The organism is Sphingomonas sp. IC081 (genome assembly GCF_006874585.1).
Lineage (GTDB): Bacteria > Pseudomonadota > Alphaproteobacteria > Sphingomonadales > Sphingomonadaceae > Novosphingobium.
Window position 1 is genome coordinate 45,046 of the sequence record NZ_CP029766.1, and the last position, 22,007, is coordinate 67,052.

The following is a 22,007-nucleotide window of genomic DNA, read 5'->3' on the forward strand; positions in this document are numbered from 1 at the left end:
CATGGACAAGGAAAAGATCGCCGAAGACAAGGTGTTCCTCGCCCTGACCCGGCCATCGGTGTTCATGGGACTGCCGCTCGAGGCAATCCTGCCGATCATCATGGTCTGCATGGTGGTCTGGGGGATCGTTGGAAATCCCTTCTATCCCCTCGCCCTCTTCGGCGCTCTCTACTTCCCGGCGCGCATGATCGTCCATTACGATTTTAACGCGTTCCGGCTCTGGGGCCTGTGGTTCCAGACCACCTTCGTCTCCAAAAATCGCACGTTCTGGGGGGGCGGGAGCTACTCTCCCGTCCGCCTCAAGACCGGCGTGAAGCGCAGGCAGTTCGGCAATGACTAGGTTTGCCCTCAAGCACAAACAGGTCGCATTGCGCGAAGAGGATGACATCAAGTTCATCCCCTACACGCGGCACCTCAACGACACCGTGATTGCGCTGGCCGATGGCTCGCTCATGCGCATGTACCGGGTCGATGGGCGCCCGTTCGAAACCTGCGATATTGCCGACCTCAACACCTGGCACAACAAGCTCAATATCGCCTGGCGCACGATCGGCGATGACCGCGTGGCCGTGTGGACGCACCTGGTGCGCACCGCCACCAATCCCGAACTCGACGGCGAATTTCAGTCCGACTTCGCACGCGACCTGCAGGCCAGGTATTCGAAGCGCCTCAAGGAAAAGGTGCTCTACCACAACGAGTTTTACGTCACGATCGTGGTGCGGCCCTCGAACATGGCAGGCGACCAGCTCGGCCGCCTGTTCGCCAAGGCCGATGCCAGCCAGGCGGCCGACGATCGCGCATTGGCAATCATGGCCGACAAGTGCCGCGACTTCGAGAGCATGCTGGCCGACACCAACCCGGTGGCGCTCTCGCTCTACGAGCGCGGCGGCGTGCTGTTCTCCCAGCCCATGGAAGTGCTGCACTTCATCCAGACCGGGGACCGTATCCGCATCCCGCTCGTGCACGGTCGGCTCGGACAGGCCATCTACAATTCGCGGATCATCTTCGGGCGCGAGGCGGCCGAGATCCGGCTTCCCGACAGGTCGCATTACCTGGGCATGTTCGGCGTACGCGAATACGTCGCCAACACGCGCAGCGGCCAGTTCAACAGCCTTCTGACGCTCGATTTTCCTTATGTGCTGACGCAGAGCTTCGCGCCGCTGGTCAAGTCGGTCGCGGCCGAGCGCTTCCAGAAGAAGTACAAGCAGATGGTCTCTTCGGACGATGCGGGCGTGAGCCAGGCGGAAGAGCTGCTCGATGGCGTCGATGACCTCATGTCGAACCGCTTTGTCATGGGCGAGCATCACCTCTCGATTGCCGTCATCGACGACAATCCCAAGCGCCTGCTCGAACGCCTCTCGATCGCCCGCGCTGCCGCCGCCGATACCGGCATGATCATGGCCCGCGAGGACGTCGCGCTGGAAGCCGCCTTCTGGGCGCAGCTTCCCGGCAACTTCAAGATGCGGGCCCGGCCCGCCGTGATCAACAGCCGCAATTTTGCGGCGATGAGCCCGTTCCACACCTTCCCTGCCGGTCGCAAGTCGGGGAACCACTGGGGCGAGGCGGTGACGCTTTTGAAGACGCGTGCCGGCTCGTCCTTCTGGTTTAACTTTCACCGCGCCGACATTGGCCATACGCTCATCATCGGCCCCACGGGCGGAGGCAAGACGGTCCTGCAGAACTTCCTGCTCGCCCAGCTTGAGAAGACCGGTGCCAAGCAGATCTTCTTCGACAAGGACCGAGGCGCGGAGATCTTCGTGCGCGCCTGCGGCGGCACCTATCTTGCCCTTCGCAATGGTGAGCCGACAGGCTTCGCCCCGCTCAAGGGGCTGGAGCCGAGCCACGACAACATGGCCTTTCTGCGCCAGTTCATCCGCGTCCTGGTCCGTCGCGACAAACATCCCCTCACCGTCACCCAGGAGCGCACCATCGACGAGGGTCTCGATGCCGTGATGCGTCTTCCTGCCGCGCAACGCTCGATGAGCGCGCTTCGCGAAATGCTCGGCTATGCCGATGCCGAAGGCATTGGCGCGCGGCTCGAGCGCTGGTGCCGGGGCGGCGCGCTCGGATGGGCTTTCGATGGCCCGGCCGATGAGGTCTCGATGGCCGCACGTTTCGTCGGCTTCGACATGACGGACTTCCTCGAAAATCCCGAAATCCGCACGCCGATGATGCTCTACCTCTTCCGCCGCGTGGATGAGCTCCTCAACGGCCAGCGCGTCGTCGTCGACATCGACGAGTTCTGGAAGGCCCTGCAGGACGATGCCTTCAAGTCGTTCGCACAGGACGGCCTCAAGACCTTCCGCAAACGCAATGCCTTCATGATCTTTGGCACGCAGTCACCCGCCGACGCGCTGCGCTCCTCGATCGCGCATTCGATCATCGAGCAGACCGCGACCAAGATCCTCCTGCCCAACTCCGATGCCAAGCGTTCGGACTACTGCGAGGGCCTCGGCCTCACAGAGGCGGAATTTAGGCTCATCAAGGAAGACCTGACGCCCGAAAGCCGGTGCTTCCTCATCAAGCAGGGGCACACCTCGATCGTCGCCAAGCTCGATCTGAACGGGATGCTCGACGAACTCTCGGTCCTCTCCGGCCGTGCGGAAACACTCGAGGTCATGGAGGCCGCCATTGCCCAGGCGGGCACCGATCCGGCGGCCTGGCTGCCCCTCTTCTACGCCAGTGAAAGGAGAAGCTGAAATGCGCATCAAGACCATTGGGCTGATGGGAACCGCGCCGATGGCGCTCGGCCTCGCCGCAACCCCTGCCGCGGCGCAGGGTATCCCGGTGTTCGATTCCTCGACCTACCTCCAGACGATCTCGACCGTCACCAACACCGCCAAGATCATCGACCAGGGCGTGCAGCAGATCGAAACCGCGCAAAACCAGCTCAACTCGCTGCAAAAGCTCACCAACATCAACTCGGTGGCCTCGAACCTCTCGGACAGCTCGGTCCGCAACATCCTGCCCACCACCACAATGGATGCCGGCACGCTGTTTGGCGGCGATCTGTCCAAGATCGGCTCGCTCAGCTCGTCAGCGTCCAGTATCCAATCGCAATACCTGCTGTCGGGAACATCGAGCGCGGATGCGGCCTACAACCAGGCGCTCAAGGACGCGACCGGCTCGGCCGCGGCGACAGCGGCATTCGGCGAAAACACGCTGGCGGTGTCGCAGACACGCATGGCCGGTCTCCAGACGCTTCAAGCCAAACTCGACAGCGCCACTGACCCCAAGGACGTGATGGACCTCCAGGCCCGCATCGCCGCCGAACAGGCCCAGCTCCAGAACGACCAGCTCAAGATGCAGGCGCTACAGATGGCGCAGTCCGGGCGCAACCAGCTCGCAAATGCAGCAGCGGTCACTGCTCGCGCCGCCGACAACTCGACTCTCTACGACGATAACATCCTGAGGAAATGACGATGAAAAAGTGGATTGCGCTTTCTGTACTGCTGGCCGTGGCCGCTTGCAGCAAGCCGGTGCAGGTTCCGACGGAAGCCGAATTCGAAGCGACCCCCAAGATGCTGTCGGACTGGATGCAGAAGTGCACCAAGGGCGAATACAGCAACCTCGGGATCGAAGAGCAGAGCAAGATGTGCGGCTCGGCGCAGGCTGCCTCCAACGCCCTTCTGCAGAAGGCCAGGGCGAAACAAAACGCCAAGCTCTTCCAGTAACCCTAACTGTCGAGGTCTGGCACCATGAGCCTGATGATCACATTCACGTCGATGTACGGTTATGTCGAAACCGCCATCGACACGGCTGTTTCAAGCTTCGGATCAGGCCTCGTCAGCTTTGTCGCCGCGCCTCTGGGCGTCGCCGCTACGATCTACTTTCTGCTTCTTGGGTTTGCAGTTCTGCGCGGAGCCATCCAGGCTCCGCTGCGCGAACTGGTATTCCAGGCCGGTAAAGTCGGCTTCGCGCTCGCAGCGGCCAGTGCTGTCGGCTACTCGGCCTTCGTCGTCAACGTGGCGACCAACCTCCCAACTGAAATCATTGCGGCCGGATCGGGTACAGCGGTCACTAACCCGGGCACGACGTTCGACACCTATGTCTCGGACACCAACAAGATCGCCCAAATCATCTCCGATGAAAACGACAAGGTTCAAAGCCAGACGGTCGGCCTGACCGACATTGATCTCGCAGCCGAAAAGCTTTTCGCAAATTTCGTCGCGTTCCTCGCGATCATCGTCCTCTACATCTTCGCTGCCCTGTCAGCGGCCGTCGGATTCTGCATCGTCATCTTCGCAAAGCTGGCCGTTGCGATCTGCGTGGCTCTCGCCCCACTGGCCCTGGCCTGCCTGCTCTTCAATTCCTCACGCTGGCTGTTCGATGGCTGGTTGAAGCAGACGGCCAATTACATCCTGCTCATGGTGGTCATCGCGATCATGACGAAGTTCATCACGGGCCTCGAGCAACAGGTGATGGACGACATCATGAGCGCCGTTGGTGATGGCAGCATGTTCATTGCCACCAGCGGAGGCAGAATGGTTCTCAACGCGGCGGGCATTGCGATCGGCGTTCTGTCCTGCGTCATCATCTACATCGTGGGGACCGTCTTCTTTTTCCAATCCCCTTCAATCGCGGCGGGCATTGCCGGTGGCGCCTCGTCGGGCGGACACGGCTTCCTTCAGACCGGGGCGAACATTCTGGCCAATCGCCTCATGTTCCGCCGCCTCGCCAATTCACGCCCGTCGGCGCCTGCCGGGCGGGCGGGAGGCACCGCCACGCGAACATGAGGTCGCCTGCGAATGAGATTTGAACGCCCCTAACGCGGCACACTGCTGACGGAGTTTTTATGAAAGCGCTGATTTTCACAGCGTTGGGTGCGCTTGCACTCAGCGGATGCACCGGGAGTCACATCAAGCCGCCTGCCGTTTGTGACGGCAAGCACCGACGCCCGGCCAACATGTACGGCACGATCATGCCCAATTTGCCGGTGCCGCTCCCACCCTCGCAGACCGCCGGGTGGCCCGCCACCCCGGCATCGAGCCCGTCCAGCGACACGCCCATTCCGCCCGAAGCGCAAGAGGCCGCAGCCGCCGCCAGCGCCGCAAAGTCCGCCCCAGATCTCTCGCCGCGCGACAAGCGCGAGATCGAGCTGTCCTACCTCCCCTGCTCATAAGGAAACGTCTCATGGCCCAGGTCAAAGCCGCCAACAAAGGCGCGTACCTCGAAAGCGCGCGGACGTTCGAATACGACCGGATGCGCGCGGCAATCCAGTCCCGGCGGGTTGCCTGGACTGTCGCTGGATGCGCCTGCGCCATGGCGCTTGTTGCGACCGGAGCGGTCGCCATGCTGGCTCCGCTCAAGACCGTCGAGCCTTATGTGATCCGCGTCGACAAATCGACCGGAGAAACGCAGGTCGTAACCGCGCTCAAAGGCCCCCAGCCCCAGACCTATGACGATGCGGTCAACCGCTTCTTCGTGGCGCAGTACATTCGCCTGCGCGAAGGCTGGCTCGACGATGCCGCGCGCGAGAACGCCTATGCGGTCATGCTCATGAGCGACAAGGCCGAAGGCTCGCGCTACCTCGATAGCGTCAAGTCGAGCAACGAGAAGGCCCCCTCCAACATCTACGGGGACAAGGGCTTCGTCTCGATCCACATTCGCGCGATCAGTTTCCTGAGCCCAACCGTCGCGCAGGTCCGCTACGCAAAACTCGTCACCATGGGCCAGAACACGCCCACGGCGCAGAACTGGACCGCCAATCTCACCTTCAAGTTCACGACAGCGCCCACGCTGGAGAAGGACCGGCTGATCAATCCGCTCGGCTTCGAGGTCGTGAATTTCCACTCGGACCCGGAGACCTGACATGAGCGATGCGCCCAAGACGCCCGAAAGCGGTGACAACACGCTTGCGCCCTTCCTCCTCGTCCTTCGCGCGAAGCTCGCCCGGCGCCTGTCGCCTGCGGACACAAAAGTTGCGCTCACCGCCTCGGGCGCGAAGAGCTCGTTCTGGCGCGGGGTCGATGCGATCTGGCACAAACTGGTGACCTTAAGCCTCGCCGGCACCGTCCTCGCTACACTCGCGCCCCATGCCAGCTTTGCGGCCGAAACCCCCGTTGCAGGCGCGAAGGACGCGCGGGTGCGCACGGTCGATTACGATCCCGACCAGGTGGTGACGGTCATCGGCCAATTCCGCCACGCCATCGAGATCCAGTTCGGCGCAAGCGAAACGGTCACACAGGCCGCCCTTGGCGACACGATCTCCTGGCAGATTGCGCCGGTCGGCAATGTCGTCTTCCTCAAACCCCGCGAGAAGGCGGCCGGAACGAACCTCATCGTTCTCACCCAAGAAGGCGGGATGACGCGCACCTACCACTTCAACCTGGCGCTCGGCACCTCGGCCACGATGTACGGCATCCGCTTCCACTATCCCCAGGCGGAGCAAGCAATGAGCGCCGAGCAGGCACAGATGGCGCAGGTTCAGGCCGCGCAGGCCATGCAGAGCCAGATCGTCAAGACCGCGCTCGATCACGCGGTGATCGAGGGCAAGCGCAACTTCAACTACACCGAGCAGGGCGACGCCTCGCTGCAACCCAGCGAAATCTCGGACAATGGCGAGTTCACGGCGATGCGCTTCCCGGGCCACGCCGACATTCCCTCGATCTTCGCCGTCGACGTGGACGGGAGCGAGACGATCGTGCCCTACGACGTGCGCGACGACTTCGTGGTGATCCACGCCGTCTACCGCGAACTGCGCCTGCGTCGGGGCAAGGCGGTCCTCGCGATCTACAACGAGGCCCCGCCCCGCAACGATCGCGCCGAGCGCACGGGCACTGTCTCCAACATCGTCGAACGCAAAGTGAAAGGGCAGTAACATGGCCGAGAACGTGATTGATCGCGGCGGTGAGCTCGCACCCGCCGATTCCATTCCCGAAGAGAGCGGATCACCTGCTGGTCGCAGCGGCACCAATTGGGGCAACGTCGCCTTCGTCGGCGCCGGTGTCGGCCTGGTCGCCACCATTCTTGGTATCATCATCGGCTACGGGGTCTTTCACAACGCCGGGTCGACGAAGGCAGTCGAGGAACCTGCCCAGGCCAGCCAGAAGAGCGTCGATGATGTGGTGGCCTCACCCGTCGCGCAGCGTGCGGCTCTTGCAGGCCAGCTCGGGCAAGCCGGAAGCCCCCAGACCGATGTCTTCGGCCGTCCGGTCCTCGGGGCACAGACCACCGATGCCAACGGCAATCCCGTCCCTGTGTCGGGCGAGGCCGCGAACGGGCAGGAAAGCCTTGCCCAGAAGCGCTATGAGGAGCGCCTGAAGATGGCTGATGCCGCTCGGCGGGCCCCGGTCATGGCCTATCAGGCCAATGGCCTGACGGCATCAACATCCCCTGTGTCGCCGGGGGGAAGCGCAGCCACCGCTGGAGCTCAGGCCCTGGAAAGTGGCCCACGCAATTTCGGCGCGAGCGGCTTTGGCCCTCCCTCGGATGATAAGGCAGGGACGGGTTCGGCCAGCAAGGGCTCGACCGACTTTACCGACCAGCTCAGGCACGCGAAGATCGAGGCGGTACGCGCCTCGCTCATCAAGAACCGCGACTTCCTGCTGAGCGCAGGCACAGTCATTCCCTGCACCTTGCAGACCGCGATCAACTCGACACAGGCTGGGTTCGTGTCGTGCGTCATCAACCACGACGTCTATTCCGAAGACGGCCGCGTGGTCCTGCTCGACAAGGGCACCAAGGTGCTGGGCCAATATTCGGGCGGCATCACGCAAGGCCAGGCGCGCATGTTCGTGCTGTGGACCCGCGCGCTCACCCCGCGCGGGGTCGCGATCGATCTTGGCTCCCCTGCTGCCGATACGCTCGGCCGCTCGGGTATGTCGGGCGGGGTGGATACGCAGTTCTGGACCCGTTTTGGCGCAGCGCTCATGATGAGCGTACTTGAGGACGCCTCCAACATTGCCGGCCGCGCCGTCGCGAACGAAGGCACCTACACGACGCAGGTGCCCAGCGAGATGGGCAACACGATCCTGCAGGACAGCAAGAACATCAAGCCGATCCTGAAAAAGAACCAGGGCGACACCGCCGCCATCTTCGTCGCCAAGGATTTTGATTTCAGCCCGGTCTATGACCTCAAGCTGAGGCGCTGAGCGGTGGGGCACGTCTCTGCGATCTACCAGCACAATGCAGCCCCGCTGCAACCGCTCCTCGATCGCGAGGACGTGACCGAACTGGTCATCAATGAGCCAGGCGTGATCGGCGTCGAAACTCGCAAGGGCTGGGAGTGGCATGAAGCGCCCGCGCTCGATCATGCCAGCCTCATGACCCTGGCCCGCCTCATTGCAGGCCTGACCAAGCAGGACATCAGCGAGGACTACCCCATCTGCTCCTCGGTCCTGCCCGGCGGTGAGCGCGCCCAGGTCGTGATCCCGCCTGCCATCGAGCGCGGCTTCGTCTCGATCACGATCCGCAAGGCCTCGCACACGGCGATGGACCTTGGCGACCTCGACCGCTCAGGGCTCTTCAGCGAAGTGAAGGCCCACGGCGCCGCCAACGAGGTCGATGACGCCTTGCTCGCCTATCGGGCGGCGGGCGACTGGAACGGCTTTTTCAAACTCGCCGTAGAGGCACGCAAGAACATCCTCATTTCCGGGGCGACCGGCTCAGGCAAGACGACCTTTTCCAAGGCGCTCATCAAGTTGATACCCGACTTCGAGCGGGTGCTGACGATCGAGGATACCCGCGAACTCGTGGTGCCCCAGCGCAACCGGGTCCACATGATGTATTCCAAGGATGGGTACGGTCTGCAGAAGGCAGGTGCGAAGGAACTGCTGGAATCAGCGCTGCGCATGCGGCCCGACCGCATCCTTCTCCAGGAGCTGCGCGACGGCACCGCCTTCTTCTACCTGCGCAACGTCAACAGCGGGCATCCCGGCTCGATCACGACCGTCCACGCCAACACCGCGCAAGGCGCGCTCGAGCAGCTCACCTTGCTCGTCAAGGAATCCGAAGGCGGCAACGACCTCGACCGCCACGACATTCGCGCGCTGCTGCGCTCGCTCGTCGACATCGTGGTGCAGATGCACCGCCTTCCGCCCAGCGACGGCCGACCGGCCCGCTACCGGATGACCGAAGTATGGTTCGATCCGGCCGGCAAGCCGCACGACTGACAACCCAAGGAGTGGCCCATGAGTGGCAAGATGGTTCGCAATCCGGGGGCGTCCCAACCGGGCGCCATTGCATTTCTCATGATCCTGGGCCTCGTGATCAGCGCCGCGATCGGCGCAATCACGGTGCTGTGGCGCGCGCACCTTCTCTCGATGCAGACACCCTGGATGAAAGTGCCGGGCGCGCTCTGGTCGATGAAATCCATGCCGATCGTCTGGCAACCGTTTCTTCTGGGCTTCGCGATCAGCTTTGCCTTATGCCTAGTCGGCGTCTTCGCCTCGATGTTCTCGGCTCAAAAGCTGCATGGCGAGGCACGCTGGGCGCGCTTTGGTGAGGTGAAGGATGCTGGGCTTCTCGCAAGCGCCGGCATCATCCTTGGACGCTTCAATGCCAGGTTTCTGCGTTTCGGCGGGACCGAGCATGTCATGCTCGAAGCCCCAACCCGGGCCGGCAAAGGCGTGGGCGTCGTGATCCCGAACCTGCTGTCCTGGCCTGATTCCGTCGTGGTCCTCGATGTGAAGCAGGAGAACTGGGATCTAACCGCAGGCTATCGCGCCAGGGAGCTTCGCCAGAAGACGCTTCTGTTCAACCCGCTCGACGGGGAAGGACGGACGTGCCGCTACAATCCGCTCGGCCATATCGACCGCCGCGATCCCGTGGAGATCATCAACGAGTTGCAGAAGATAGGGGCCATGCTGTTCCCGCTCCCCCTGACCGGCGACAACTTCTGGGCCGAAAGCGCGCGCACGGCCTTTCTCGGCGTCGCGGCCTATGTCGCAGCCACGGTCGATGATGGCGAGGATGCCCTGCCCTTCACGATCGGCGAGGTCTACCGCCAGTTCGCCGCTGGCGATGCCAGGCGCCGCTTCCCCAAGATCATCAAGCAGCGAGAGGCGGCCGGGAAGCCTCTTTCGGGCGCGTGCATTTCTGCGCTGCGTGACTGGATCTCGTCTTCGGACAACACCTTCACGTCCATTCGCCAGTCCGTAACGGCCAAGATCAATCTCTGGCTCAACCCCTATGTCGACGCGGCAACGGCCGAGAGCGACTTCGATCTGCGCCAGTTTCGCGACAAGCGGATCTCGCTCTACCTCGGCGTATCGCCCGACGACCTCGAGCGGGTCGCTCCGATCTATAACCTGCTCTTCCAGCAGCTCATCGACCTCAACGTGCGCGAGCTGCCCTCGGCCAACCGCCACAACGTGCGCCTGCTTCTCCTCCTCGACGAGTTCACCCGCCTCGGCCGGGCCTCGGTCATCGCCAGCGGCTTCAGCTATGTGGCGGGCTACGGCATCCGCCTCCTCCCCGTGATCCAGAACTTCTCCCAGCTCGATCACATCTACGGCGACAAGGTGGCCAAGGAGATCTCCGCGAATTGCGGCGTGCAGATCGTCATGCGCCCCAAGGAGATCAACGACGCCAAGAACGTCTCGGAGCGCCTGGGCACCTACACCTTTCGCGCAAAATCCCGTTCGTTCGGCGCCTGGGGCCGCGGTGGCGGTTCGGTGTCGGAATCCGATCAGCGCCGCGCGCTCCTGCTCCCGCAAGAGCTTCTCTTGCTGCCCGAAAAGGACCTGATCGTCCTGCGCTCGGGTATCCCGCCCGTCTACGGCAGGAAGATCCGGTACTACCAGGAGAAGGACATGCTCGCGCTGACGAAGGTGCTGGCTCCGGCGATGCCGACGATCCGGCCCGACCCTGCGGTGTCAGCACGCAGCCTTCGCGTCATCACAGCTGCGGAGGCGAGTGGGGAAAGCGACGCGGGAATACCCGGAGCGAGCACCAGGCCTCTGAATATGCCGGTGGTCAAAGCGCTTCAGGCGACACCCAATCATGCCCCTCGGCAGACGGCGCACATGTTGTTCAAGGACCTATTTTCCGTAATGATTCCAACAGCGTGATTGGGCCGGTTGCGGAATGTCCGGTTCGGAGCCGGGGTGCAGGGATATCCGACGCTCGCGCGGGGCGGCTGCCGACCCAGGACTCGTCGATCCGATAAAGTGCGGGGAACGACCGCTCACGCGGGAAGCTGCCATTCGCAACACTCAAGCTGCCTTGACGGCTACGTACCCTGTTGTCGGTCGCAGTTCCGCCAATGAGGCGGCCACCAAAAGTTGAACGCTCAATGTTCTGAGCCGGAGCTATCGCGGACGGCGGACCTAACAGTGCCCTGAACCGCCCTGGGGTGGCTGCACGCCAGCTTCGGTCGACAAGAACAACTGGCGTCTTGCAATTTCCCTTGGCATTTCACGTGCGTGGACGGTGTAGCCTCGATACACAGTCATTCATCGAGCGAAAATTGGGGGCTCAATGGAATCGCATGTCAACCCGATCAACGGGCTGGTCGTACTCGTCTTTGGGAATCCATTGGCGGCGTTGTGGATATCGCTGGTAATACTTCTGTCCTGCGCGCTGATCATTGGTCGCAACAATATCCGTTTCCACCGACCGCTGAAAATGGCGCTAAAGCAACGTGTCGACATACTTGCTCCCGTGCTTGCAGCGGATGACAACGACACGGCGCAGCGTGTCTTCGCCGAGCGGTTCTACGAGATCGATGCAGCGATGGTGGCTGGCGATCGAGGCGCTGCCGAGATCCGGCTGGCATGGAGCCAGTTTCGCGAGACGATCCTCGATGAAGCCGAAGTGCCGATGCGCGCGACCGTGCGAGCAGACGGCTATTTCCTCCATCTTGGAGATGACACGCGTATCCTGGCCTGGTGGGCGAACATTTTCGTCGCAATCGGGCTCACCTTCACCTTCCTCGGCATCGTTGCTGCGTTGACGACCACGGTGACAGCGCTGAGCGCAGCCAATGGGTCCGCGAACATGACGCCGGCACTGATCAACTTGCTGACGATCACGTCGGTCAAGTTCTGGACGTCGATCGCTGGCGTCCTGGCGTCGATCCTGCTGCGCGTGTTCGATCGGCGTTGGCACGCCGCCAGCCAGCGCGAGCTTGAATGCATCGTCGATGCAATTGACCGCGGCACCCTGTTCTCGCCGCCGCAGCGGATCGCGGCCGAACAGCTGCGCGAGACCAAGGAGCAAACGACCGCGCTCAAGAGCTTCAGCCATGAACTGGCGATCGCCATCGGCGAGAATTTGGAGCGTCAGATGCAGCCGATGGTGCAGGTGCTGGGGGGCATTCAGGCAAGCATCGACGATTTCAAAAGCGGCAGCTTCAATCAGATCGGCAAGGAGCTGGGCGATGCGTTGAGCCGGAATGCGGGTACCGAGATGGCGCAGCTTGGCGCTGCGCTCACCGACATGACGACGCGGCTGGCGACGATTCATGAGCAGATCGAGGGATCGGGCCAGGCCGCGAACGACCAGATCGCCCAGGCTGCCCGCGATTTCGCGACCGCTTCGGACAAGATGACCACGATGTTCGACGCGCTCCACACCCGCATCGATGCGACCGGTGCGCGGCTGACCGAGACCGCGCAGACTGCCAGCAGCGAGGCGGTTGAGCAGTTCAGCCGCGCGACCTCGGGCATTCAGGCTGCCTTCGATCAGATGCGCGGCGAAATCGCCGATATCGGCGGGCGGCTGACGGCGGGCGCCGACGCCGCTGCGACCCGCAACGCCGAAGTACTCGGACGCGCCGCTGATGCGCTCGAGGCAGCGACCGGGCGTGCCGCGACCGGCATGAGCGAGGCGGTCGACGCGGCTGTCGCCAAAGCAAGCGAAGAAAGCGCGAAGGCGATCGCCAGCGCGTTCGCTTCCTTCGGTGCACGCTTTGAAGAGGCGAGCGGGGGACTTGTCGAAACATTGCGGACAACGGCGGGACGCATGGAAGCGCTCGCCGCCGGAATCGAGCGATCGGCGCAAGCCTCGGAATCGCACGCTGGCAAGCTTGTCGAGGCAGGCCGCGCCGCCGAAGGGGTTGCGGGCACGTTGAATCGCGCAGCCAACGATCTCCAAGGCGCCGCCACGCCGATCCGCAGCGCGACCGAGGCGATCGGCACGGCGGTTGCCAGGGTTCAGGAGGCCATGACCCGGCAAAGCGATGCGGCTAGCGAGCAGCACCGCGCCGTTGCCGGCATTGCCGAAAAGCTCGGTGAGACGAGCGAAGCCGCCAATCGTGCATGGACGAGCTATCGCGACCGCTTCGAAGCCGTCGACACGGCGCTCGCGGCAGCGCTCGACCAGATCAGGAGCGCGTCGGGCGACCATGCCGCGCATCTCAACGAGCAGGTCGGCCGGATCGATAACGCCTTGGCCGGCGCCGTCGACAAGCTCTCGGCCGCACTCGAGCCGCTGACCGAGCTTGCCGATCAGATCGAGGACCTGCTCGGCAAGATGCAGGCGCAGGAGTAAACGATGGAAAGCCGTGGCGTCCGGCGCAGCCGATCGGAAGAAGAAGAAGAGAGCTATTTCGTGTCGATGGCCGACATGATGGTGGGGCTGTTGTTCATCTTCATCATTCTGCTGCTCTATTTTGCACTGCAGTTCCGCCAAACGACCGACACGCTGACCAGCGCCGGCCAGACGCGCCGCGAGATTCTCGAGACGCTCAAGGAGCGGCTCGACAAGCGGTTGAAGCCGTACAACCTGACCGTTCGGATCGATGCCGAGACCGGCGTGCTGAGCCTGCCCAACAGTATCCTTTTCGACACCGGCCAATTCGCGCTCAAGCCCGAGGGGCGTCAAGCGGTCGGCATCGTCGCGGACGAGCTTGCGGCAGTGCTCCCTTGTTATGCCGATCAATTGCCGGGCGGACCGCCATGCCGGGGCAAGCCGGTCGCGGCGAACAAGATCGATGCAATCTTCATCGAGGGCCATACCGATAGCGACCCGCTTTCGGGCGGCGGCGTGCTTCGCGACAATATGGACCTGTCGGCACTCCGCGCGACCAACACGTTTCGCCAGCTCACCGATGCACATCCCGAGCTCGAGCAACTGGTCAACAGGTCAGGGCATCAGCCTGTGCCGATCCTGGGCGTCGCGGGCTATGGCGAGCGCCGTCCCGTGCCTGACGCGGCGGGTACGCCCGACCAGATAAAGGCGCAGAACCGCCGGATCGATCTGCGCTTCCTGATGGTGACGCCGCGCAGCGCGGAAGGCGCTGCGATGAGCCGCATCCTGGAGCAGCCACGATGAGCGCGCTCAAGCGCGCGTGCGAACGCGCATCGGCGGCAAAAAGCCTCCCGCGACGCGGTGACCGCTTCGAAATCGAGCGTGCCGAGCAGCGCATCGGTACCGAGCCGGCGGGCAAAGCGCGAATCAAGGAAGCATGGGCGCGCTTCCTGGCGCGGATCGATCCCGCTGCTCCCGAGCGGCTCAAGCCCAAGGATCTGAAGCGACTGCTCGATGGCATGTGGGCGGAGGACTCGCTCGAGGAAGCCGCGCCGCCGGTGCTGGACCAGAGCGTCGCGCGGTCACGCAAAAGTGTCGATCGTGCGATCATCGCCGCCTATCTTCGTCATTTTCCGCTCGACCATTCCGGCTTCGATCACCTCACGCATGCCAGCGCGCTGGTCGCCAACCGCCACGACTGGCCGTGGCGAGCGCGCGGCGACAGATGGGCACTCTGGGATCCCGATGAAGGACCGTCGCGGCTGTCACGCGCTTTGCTTGGTACCGAAGGACCGGCGCAGCTGCTCCGTGAGGCGGGTCTCGATGGCGATCTTGCGACTGGCGGCTTTGTCGAGGAGTCGTTGATCGCCGCCTGCGAAGCGGCGGCGGATCACCGCGGCGAAGCGGCCCAGCAGAGCGGCCGCCGCCTGATCGCATTGTTCGAGAGTTTCCCGACGACGAAGGAGCTGAACGCCGCGCTGGCCTATGGCCTCCTCGCGCCCTGGACGCGGAGCAGCTGCACTGAAGCGCATCAGCGGCTGGTCAGCGCTCTCCTGGTGGCGCGCAATGGCGATCCGCGGCTTGCGCCGCAACGCTGGGCGGCGCTGCGGCGCGATGTGCTGGCGATGTTCCCGGACGCCCAGGTCGACACTGCCTTTGCCGTGCTGCGCGGCTGGCTGGTACGCGCGACCGTCCGGGAGTTCTTCTCGGTGGTGGCGAAAACGGTCGAGCGGCGCGACCAATGGAAGGAACGCACCGATTTCTGGCTGGCTTACCTCGACGCCGGGTTCATCACCGACGCATGGTTCGCGTTCGGCTCGCAGGCGGAGCGGCTCGCGCGCAAGTTCATGGACGACCAGGCAATCGCCTACGCGACGCTCGAAGGCGGTGGTGCCACGACGGCTCAGTCGGCATTGATCTTCTCGATCGGCGACATTCGCATCGCCGAATGGAGCGATAACGGCAGTTGCCGGTTTTGGCGGGCAGCGGACCAGAAGGCGCCAAGTCTTTACCAGCGTCGCTATCAAGGGCCGGCTTTGCGAACCATGGCGGCGGGCGAAGGCTTCCGTGCGATTCCGCACAATCCACCCAATGGCTGGCAGCCGAAGTTCGCGCGGCAGGTCTATCAGAGCGCCGGCGTGCAGCACCCCAGGCATGGAGCAGGATGGTGAGTGGTCCCGACGTGCGCTTCGAAGCGCGGCATGAGGATGGGCGCGAGCGGATCGAGCTGATCCGCGTCGAAGGCGGACGCTTCTTCGGCAAGGGGACACGCTCGCTGATCCCTGTCGACGACTGGATAATCCAGGCCCCGACCGCGGCGCGTCCGGCGGTCGCACGGTTGCTGCAGGCGATCGGCGATGGCAACAATGCGCCCGATGGCTCGGCACAGGCTGAAGCCTCGGACAAAGCCGTGTGTCTCCACCCTGGTCTGGTCGCCCAGCTGACCGAAGGTGAAGCCACAAGCCTTGGTCTCCCGCCGGTGGCACGTCTGGCGCTAAACCTGCAATCGATCGGGGTCGCGCATCAGGACGGTTTCCGCATCGAGACGCGCTGGACACGGCCGAACGGCCTGCCGGCCGCGGTCAAGCAAAGCGGTGCGCGCGCGCATTTCGAAGCCAAGGAGTGGCGGATCGCCGAGCCGATCTGGACAACATTGCAGCTAGTCGAGCGGTTGAACGCCGCAACCGGCGAAAGCGAGCGGCAGGCGGCGCTTGCGGCGCTGCGCCAGGCGATCGGGGACGAGGACCGTTCTCTGATCAAGCCCGACGGCTTCATCGAACGGCTTCGGCTCAGCTACGCTGCGGGCTTTTCGCTTGACCTCAAGCCGTCGGCGCAAGGCTTCGATTTCGATCCGGTCCTCTTCAGCAAGGAGCGGATGCGCGAGACCGAGGACGGGGCGATCCTTGACGAGGCCGCTGATGGCCTGCTTCCTCCGGTGCAGCAACAGCTGTTCGCGCGTCGATTTCGCCAGGGTGATGGGACACGGCGCGCCTATCTGCTCGATGGCGGCTCGATCCTGTTTCTTGATCCGGTCTTGCAGCGGGCGCTTCGAGTCGTCCGCGACGCTCAGGGTGGGACCGCGGAACAGCGCCGACAATTCGCGCGCAGCCCGCAGCGCCGACTTGCCGAAGCGCTCAGCGCGGAGGGTGCCGATGTCGCCGAAATCGGCACGCTGTTCGTCGAGACGCAGCAATTCTCCGAGCGCGTTTCGGGCATCGATATCTGGCGAAAGCCGGTGCTGCCGTGGATCAAGCCCAAGCCTAACAGCTGGCTGCCCGAGGCGTTTGGCTTGCGCATCGGCGATCCGCCTGACGATCAGATGGTGGAAATCAAGCCGGAGGAGATCGCGCCCGCCGTCGAGGCGGTCGAGACTGCGCTTCGCGAGGAGCGGTCGACCTTCACCATCGGCGAGGCCGAGATACCCGCAACCGAGCAGACGCGCACCGCGCTGAACGATCTCGCTGCCATCGTGAAGGCAGCGCACGACGACGCCGAGAACGCGGGGCAGCCGCCGCCAGTCGCGACGCAGCGCTATTTCCTGCAGGTGCGCGACAATCTCGAGGACGTAGCCTATGCCCCGCTCGCGAAGGCACCCGCGGCTCCCGCCGCCGCACCGCCAGCACTTCCGCAAGCGCTCGTCACCACGCCCAAGCCGCATCAGGTCGAGGGCTTCAACTGGCTTGTGTCATGCTGGCGGGCCGGGATGCCAGGCGCGCTGCTCGCCGACGACATGGGGCTGGGCAAGACCTTTCAGGCGCTCGCGTTTCTTGCCTGGCTACGCACGGAACAACCATCGCCCAAACCCGTGTTGATCGTGGCGCCAACCGGCTTGCTCGCCAATTGGAAGCGCGAGATCGAACAGCATCTGGAGCCCGGCGCGCTGGGCCCGGTGGTCAGCGCCTATGGCGCGGGCCTCAATCGCTCGCGCGAGGAGGTCGGCCGCGATATCGAGCTTGGCCGGGCGGCAATCGACGGCGATGCGTGGAGCCAGGCCGGCGTCGTGCTCACCACCTTCGAGACGATGCGGGACTATCATCTGAGTTTCGCCCGCCAGCCCTTCGCAGCGATCATCTATGACGAGGCGCAGAAGCTCAAGAATCCGGCCAGCCAGATGACCCGCGCGGGCAAGACGCTGAACGCACGGTTCCAGCTGGCGATGACCGGAACGCCGGTCGAAAACCGGCTCCAGGATCTCTGGTCGGTGTTCGACGTAATCCATCCCGGGCTGCTCGGGTCGAGCAAGGCGTTCGAGACCAGCTACCCCGCGTCCGATCCGGACAAGCTGCGCGAGCTGAATGCGGTGCTGACCGAAGCGAGCGACACTCGGCCCGCGCTCCTGCTGCGGCGGATGAAGGACGACTGCCTGCCGGGCCTGCCGGCCAAGCACATCCATCCGCTGCCGCTCGCGATGCCGCGCCCGCAGGCGGAAGCCTATGAACGGGTGATCCAACGCGCGATGGCGGCCCGCGGGACCGGCAAGCGCGGGCATATGCTGGAAATCCTGCACATGCTGCGCGGCGTGTCGCTGCACCCTTACGCCCCCGAAGATGCCACCGGCAGCTATTTCGAAGAGTCCGCGCGGCTGCAATCGACCTTCGAGACGCTCGACGCCATCAAAGCCAAGGGCGAGAAGGCGCTCATCTTCTGCGAAAGTCTGGCGATGCAGGCGCTGCTCGCCGCCGAAATCCGGCGCCGCTACGGCCTGGGGCATGACGTGCTGCGCATCCATGGCGGCGTGACGGGCGACGCGCGGCAGGCGGCCGTCGAACAGTTCCAGCGTCGCGCAAGCGGGTTCGACGCGATGATCCTCTCGCCCAAGGCGGGCGGCGTGGGGCTGACCCTGACCGCCGCAAATCACGTCATTCATCTCTCGCGCTGGTGGAACCCGGCAGTTGAGGATCAGGCGACCGATCGCGTATTCCGGATCGGGCAGTCGCGCGACGTCCATGTCTATCTGCCCCAATCGCTGCATCCGGACCCGGCGATCGGCCCGACAAGCTTCGACCTGAAGCTCGACGCGCTGATGACGCGCAAGCGGGAATTGAGCCGGGGGCTGCTCATCCCGGGCGAAGACGAGACCGACACCAGCACGCTGTTTGAGGACGTACTGGGCGGCCACGACGAACCCGGCTTAGACGCGGACGTGCCCCCATCGCCGGATGCGGAGGCGCGGGCGGATAAGCCTTCCCAGCCACCGACAGCTACACCGGTCGCCGATACCGTGCCACCAAGGCGTCCGACGCTCAGCGTCGCACTGCCTGAGCGATCGGCTCCGGCACCGTTGGTCGCGCCAAGCCGTTATGTGTTCGAGCCGAACAAGCCGCGCGATTTCGCGATCTTCCTGGCGCCGATTGCCGACGACCATGTCATCGAGCTGCTGGTCAAGGACCCCTATGCCTGCGCCCGGTCGCACAACCGGCAGCATCTGATCGAATTCATGAAGCGGCTTGCCGGCGCGGCCCGCCGCATCGACGCGGTGACCTGCCATAGCCTGGACGCTGACAGCGTCGATAACCGGCAGGAAACGGACGCGGACCAGCGCAACGATCTCGAGCGGCGATGGCAGGCGAGCTTCGCGGGCGGGCCGAGCCTGCGTCATATTCAGATCTCCAAGCGCATCAATCGCAATTTCCATGCGCGAGAGGTGACGGCTCGGCTCGCTTCCGGCCGCGTCATTCTGTGGGATCTGGACAATGGGATCGACGGTGTCATGCGTAGCGACCGGCGCTGTGTCGTCGCCTGCTTTCCACAATAGGTGGCGCCGTGATCAACCTTATCAGGCGCCTGCTAGGCTCACAGCAGACGGCGCCGCGACGCGCGGCAACGCGGACGGACGAACCGATGCTGAGTTTCGGCGCGGCTGGCGACCGGTTCGTGCGAATCGCGTCGCTCGACTTCTTCGGACAATATCGGCGTTCCCCCGATGGCCGCTGGTTGCTCGCCTGGCGCGACGGCAATGACGCGGGCACGCATGGCGGACACCGCAGCAGCGGGCCGGGGCGCTTCTATCTGTTCGAGGGCGACCGGCTGGCGGCGCAGGGCCGGGCCGAACGTCCGAACGACGGACAAGTCGCCGACAACGGCAGTTTTGTCATCAACGACTGGCTGTTCGGTGACGGCCTTAAGGGGGTGTTCCGTGCCTACCGCGCGGATGGGACGCTCCTCGTGGAGCGTTCCTTCACGGCGAACCTGCTCAATAATGGCATCGCCGATGATGGCGGCATGGCGGTGTGCCAGACCTGCAACGCGCCGGGTCCCGACGGATCGCTGCTCGCGATCTTCGATCTCGCGTCGGGTCGAGAGGTTGCCGACTGGGTTCCGGAAAGTGGCTGGGCGCAGAGCTACGCTTTTCCAGAGGCGGGCAGAATCCGGCTCCGCTATCACGACGGCCAGGCCTACGACTATGCCATCGATGGCCAATTCCTCGACCGGGATCGCTGGATCGATGCACAGGCTCGCAGCGACAATGTGCATGTCCTCCACAATCTGCTGCGCGGATCGGCACTCCCCCCGATGATGAGCGGCAAGATCATCGCATCCGTCAATGCGATCCTCGCCGAACCGGAGTTCGCCACCGCCGAGCGCCCCCTGGCGCTCAAGGTACGTGGGCTTTGTCAGGAAGCGCTAGGCAATCTCGCCAGCGCGCTTTCAGATTATGAGGAAGCGATCGCGCTCGATCCAAAAATCGGGCTGAAACGAAAGGCAGCGGAGGTGCGCAAACGTCTCGCCTGAGGTGATAATGGACAGAACACCTTAGCCCCCCACAATTCAGCGCTCTTAAGCATGGCTGGATCGATCTGCGTCAAGTGTGTCCGCGCTTTACTCCCGACGCATACGCATCGTTGCAGCCGCGGGCCAGAGACGACGGCTTCTATGAGGCGGTGATTCAGGCGCCCGACGGCACGCGGGTGGAGATCACGATCTGAACCGGGCCGTCGACCGCTGCCGGTGCGGCCCTCGTTTCAGCCCTTCGGCAGCAGTACCTTGCGCACCTCGCCATGGCCAACGGCCTTAGAGAACCGGCGATAGTCCTTGAACTCGCGCTGCCAACGTCCTGCGACGATGGCTAGGTTGACACCGGCCTCGTCGGCGAGGTCAGTGACCTCCGATAGCCCGAAGTCCGCATGAGCGGCCTTCCATAGGTCGTCGGGTATGAGCGCCTGCTGGGCGAAGCGGTCGGCTTCGGCTTCTATCTCGTCGGTCGAGCCCAGCTCGAGATCGTCGAAGATCATGCTGGTCTCGCCATTGAGGTGGCACGAGACGTGGGCGAACTCGTGCAGCAGCGTGAACCAGAAGTTGTCTATCCGGTCGTGCCGCAGGGTCAGGGCGATGACGAAGACGCCGTCTGCTCTGCGCATAGCGGCCCCGTCGAGATAGGTACCTGTGAAATGTCGTAGGACGACCAGGGCGATACCGTGATCGGCGAGGAATTTACCGATCTTCTTTATGCCGTCCTTTCGCGTGCTGAAGTGGGCGATCGCGCGCGCCAGCGCCATGTCGTGCTTGGTCTGGCGTGTCTTCTCGGTGACCTTCACGTCCATCGACTTGAGCAGCGCGGCCGCACACCAACCGTCTAGAGCCGCCACATCGGTCTTGGTATTGGTGCGGTCCGTCCGAGTCTTGCGAAGATGGGCGGCCTTCAACTTCGGATCCGGGGCGCACAGCGAGGCGGCACGCGCCAGGAAGTCGGAATAGGCCTCCTTCGCCTTCATGAGACCGGTGGCTGCGAGATCGGCGAGGGCGCGTGCGGAGGGTTCGGGCGCGCGCTTCGGGGCCGGCGCAGGGGGCGCGCCCTGTGGCGCGCCGAGGAGGGATTCAGCCGGTATGCCGAAGTTGAGATGGAGGGCCCGCATCATGTCCACGGTGAGCTTGCGCTCGCCGGACATGATCTCGGAGACGCGCGATCGCGCACCCAGGAAGGGCTCGAGATCGCGCGGCGAGAGACCTTGCTGATGAAGGCGGAAGCGGATCGCCTCGATCGGCGAAGGCACGGGTATCGACTTATGCTCGTACTGAGCGACGAGCATCGAAAGAATTTCGAGTTCGTCGCCCTCGGGCGTGTTCGGCTTCGCGTCGAAGATATCTTCGATCCGCTCGAGGGCGCGTGCATGGTCGGCCGCGTTTCTGACGGGGGCGATCTTCACGACTTCTTCTTCGCCTTGCGGCCGCGTGCCGTAGGCGGCCAGACGGCGGATGCTCGCGGTCCAAAATATTTCATAAGCACGGACTGCATTTCATAGTTGAAGCGCGCGATGACGCAATGATCGCCTTCGCCCAGATCGAAGAGCACGTGATCACCGTCCATCTGCGCGCTGGGAAACCGGCCGAGAAGCTGTGTCCGATCGGACCACGAGGCTGCCGATACCTCCGCATGCCAAGCCCTGGCCGCTCCCAATGGACCGGGTTCGGAAAGGCCATTCAGATCCCCCAGTTCGAGTGCGCCAGAGATGTGCATTGTGCAGTGCCATAGCAGCATGCCGACGTCAATGACAATATTACCAAATTGGTAACATCGATGCTTGCCGAATCGGCTGCGATCGGGAAACATCATGGGGCTGATCCGGTTTGGGGCCAGGTTCGGCGGTCATCGAAAC

General features: G+C 63.9%; 18 protein-coding genes. 16 read left to right on the forward strand and 2 right to left on the reverse strand.

Translation table 11 applies throughout. The features are described 5' to 3' along the window. The first annotated feature begins 1 nt into the window (after position 1). From DM450_RS25135 to DM450_RS25210, 16 genes are all read left to right on the forward strand, one after another. On the forward strand, positions 2-340 hold the full coding sequence (locus DM450_RS25135; protein ID WP_142640123.1) for a type IV secretion system protein VirB3: 339 nt from the start codon (positions 2-4) through the stop codon (positions 338-340). After that, a complete protein-coding gene (locus DM450_RS25140) occupies positions 333-2,699 on the forward strand; it encodes a VirB4 family type IV secretion/conjugal transfer ATPase (RefSeq protein WP_142640125.1) in 2,367 nt (788 codons plus the stop codon). The genes DM450_RS25135 and DM450_RS25140 overlap by 8 nt, the downstream gene beginning before the upstream one ends. 1 nt (position 2,700) lies before the next feature. Next, the gene (locus tag DM450_RS25145) at positions 2,701-3,420 is read left to right on the forward strand and encodes a type IV secretion system protein (protein ID WP_185928884.1); all 720 of its coding nucleotides are present in this window, start codon (positions 2,701-2,703) and stop codon (positions 3,418-3,420) included. A 2-nt stretch (positions 3,421-3,422) separates the two neighbouring features. Beyond that, a complete protein-coding gene (locus DM450_RS25150) occupies positions 3,423-3,674 on the forward strand; it encodes a hypothetical protein (RefSeq protein ID WP_260610753.1) in 252 nt (83 codons plus the stop codon). 33 nt (positions 3,675-3,707) lie between these two features. Continuing rightward, positions 3,708-4,736, forward strand: coding sequence for a type IV secretion system protein (locus DM450_RS25155; protein ID WP_142640200.1), 1,029 nt, complete (start codon positions 3,708-3,710; stop codon positions 4,734-4,736). Positions 4,737-4,795: 59 nt separating this feature from the next. Next, on the forward strand, positions 4,796-5,122 hold the full coding sequence (locus tag DM450_RS25160; protein ID WP_142640129.1) for a hypothetical protein: 327 nt from the start codon (positions 4,796-4,798) through the stop codon (positions 5,120-5,122). An 11-nt stretch (positions 5,123-5,133) separates the two neighbouring features. Further along, complete coding sequence (locus tag DM450_RS25165; protein WP_142640131.1) at positions 5,134-5,811, forward strand: virB8 family protein; 678 nt, start codon at positions 5,134-5,136, stop codon at positions 5,809-5,811. Between the two features lies 1 nt (position 5,812). Then, complete coding sequence (locus tag DM450_RS25170; protein ID WP_142640133.1) at positions 5,813-6,820, forward strand: TrbG/VirB9 family P-type conjugative transfer protein; 1,008 nt, start codon at positions 5,813-5,815, stop codon at positions 6,818-6,820. A 1-nt stretch (position 6,821) separates the two neighbouring features. Then, a complete protein-coding gene (gene virB10 / locus DM450_RS25175; protein ID WP_142640135.1) occupies positions 6,822-8,093 on the forward strand; it encodes a type IV secretion system protein VirB10 in 1,272 nt (423 codons plus the stop codon). A 3-nt stretch (positions 8,094-8,096) separates the two neighbouring features. Continuing rightward, on the forward strand, positions 8,097-9,113 hold the full coding sequence (gene virB11, locus DM450_RS25180) for a P-type DNA transfer ATPase VirB11 (protein WP_142640137.1): 1,017 nt from the start codon (positions 8,097-8,099) through the stop codon (positions 9,111-9,113). Positions 9,114-9,278: 165 nt separating this feature from the next. Further along, on the forward strand, positions 9,279-11,012 hold the full coding sequence (locus DM450_RS25185; RefSeq protein WP_142640203.1) for a type IV secretory system conjugative DNA transfer family protein: 1,734 nt from the start codon (positions 9,279-9,281) through the stop codon (positions 11,010-11,012). A 592-nt stretch (positions 11,013-11,604) separates the two neighbouring features. Then, a complete protein-coding gene (gene zorA, locus DM450_RS25190; protein WP_142640139.1) occupies positions 11,605-13,434 on the forward strand; it encodes an anti-phage ZorAB system protein ZorA in 1,830 nt (609 codons plus the stop codon). A gap of 66 nt (positions 13,435-13,500) precedes the next feature. Further along, complete coding sequence (locus tag DM450_RS25195) at positions 13,501-14,217, forward strand: flagellar motor protein MotB (protein ID WP_260610755.1); 717 nt, start codon at positions 13,501-13,503, stop codon at positions 14,215-14,217. Next, positions 14,214-15,584 (forward strand): EH signature domain-containing protein, encoded by a 1,371-nt coding sequence (locus DM450_RS25200; RefSeq protein WP_142640143.1) that lies wholly within the window; start codon positions 14,214-14,216, stop codon positions 15,582-15,584. Before DM450_RS25195 ends, DM450_RS25200 begins: the two co-directional genes overlap by 4 nt. After that, positions 15,581-19,168, forward strand: a complete 3,588-nt coding sequence (locus tag DM450_RS25205; RefSeq protein ID WP_142640147.1) for a DEAD/DEAH box helicase — start codon at positions 15,581-15,583, stop codon at positions 19,166-19,168. The genes DM450_RS25200 and DM450_RS25205 overlap by 4 nt, the downstream gene beginning before the upstream one ends. A gap of 86 nt (positions 19,169-19,254) precedes the next feature. Further along, a complete protein-coding gene (locus DM450_RS25210) occupies positions 19,255-20,145 on the forward strand; it encodes a tetratricopeptide repeat protein (RefSeq protein WP_142640148.1) in 891 nt (296 codons plus the stop codon). 230 nt (positions 20,146-20,375) lie between these two features. On the opposite strand, the gene DM450_RS25215 is transcribed toward DM450_RS25210, so the two are convergent. Continuing rightward, the gene (locus DM450_RS25215) at positions 20,376-21,557 is read right to left on the reverse strand and encodes an ImmA/IrrE family metallo-endopeptidase (RefSeq protein ID WP_142640149.1); all 1,182 of its coding nucleotides are present in this window, start codon (positions 21,555-21,557) and stop codon (positions 20,376-20,378) included. Further along, the gene (locus DM450_RS25220; RefSeq protein ID WP_142640150.1) at positions 21,554-21,964 is read right to left on the reverse strand and encodes a type II toxin-antitoxin system HigB family toxin; all 411 of its coding nucleotides are present in this window, start codon (positions 21,962-21,964) and stop codon (positions 21,554-21,556) included. The genes DM450_RS25215 and DM450_RS25220 overlap by 4 nt, the downstream gene beginning before the upstream one ends. Positions 21,965-22,007 lie beyond the last annotated feature (43 nt).

Bases quoted from the DNA above. Each gene is read 5' to 3' on its own strand.
- DM450_RS25135 (WP_142640123.1), top strand. From the start codon at position 2: ATGGACAAGGAAAAGATCGCCGAAGACAAGGTGTTCCTCGCCCTGACC.
- DM450_RS25140 (WP_142640125.1), top strand. From the start codon at position 333: ATGACTAGGTTTGCCCTCAAGCACAAACAGGTCGCATTGCGCGAAGAG.
- DM450_RS25145 (WP_185928884.1), top strand. From the start codon at position 2,701: ATGCGCATCAAGACCATTGGGCTGATGGGAACCGCGCCGATGGCGCTC.
- DM450_RS25150 (WP_260610753.1), top strand. From the start codon at position 3,423: ATGAAAAAGTGGATTGCGCTTTCTGTACTGCTGGCCGTGGCCGCTTGC.
- DM450_RS25155 (WP_142640200.1), top strand. From the start codon at position 3,708: ATGATCACATTCACGTCGATGTACGGTTATGTCGAAACCGCCATCGAC.
- DM450_RS25160 (WP_142640129.1), top strand. From the start codon at position 4,796: ATGAAAGCGCTGATTTTCACAGCGTTGGGTGCGCTTGCACTCAGCGGA.
- DM450_RS25165 (WP_142640131.1), top strand. From the start codon at position 5,134: ATGGCCCAGGTCAAAGCCGCCAACAAAGGCGCGTACCTCGAAAGCGCG.
- DM450_RS25170 (WP_142640133.1), top strand. From the start codon at position 5,813: ATGAGCGATGCGCCCAAGACGCCCGAAAGCGGTGACAACACGCTTGCG.
- virB10 (WP_142640135.1), top strand. From the start codon at position 6,822: ATGGCCGAGAACGTGATTGATCGCGGCGGTGAGCTCGCACCCGCCGAT.
- DM450_RS25185 (WP_142640203.1), top strand. From the start codon at position 9,279: ATGAAAGTGCCGGGCGCGCTCTGGTCGATGAAATCCATGCCGATCGTC.
- DM450_RS25195 (WP_260610755.1), top strand. From the start codon at position 13,501: ATGGCCGACATGATGGTGGGGCTGTTGTTCATCTTCATCATTCTGCTG.
- DM450_RS25200 (WP_142640143.1), top strand. From the start codon at position 14,214: ATGAGCGCGCTCAAGCGCGCGTGCGAACGCGCATCGGCGGCAAAAAGC.
- DM450_RS25210 (WP_142640148.1), top strand. From the start codon at position 19,255: ATGCTGAGTTTCGGCGCGGCTGGCGACCGGTTCGTGCGAATCGCGTCG.
- DM450_RS25220 (WP_142640150.1), bottom strand. From the start codon at position 21,964: ATGATGTTTCCCGATCGCAGCCGATTCGGCAAGCATCGATGTTACCAA.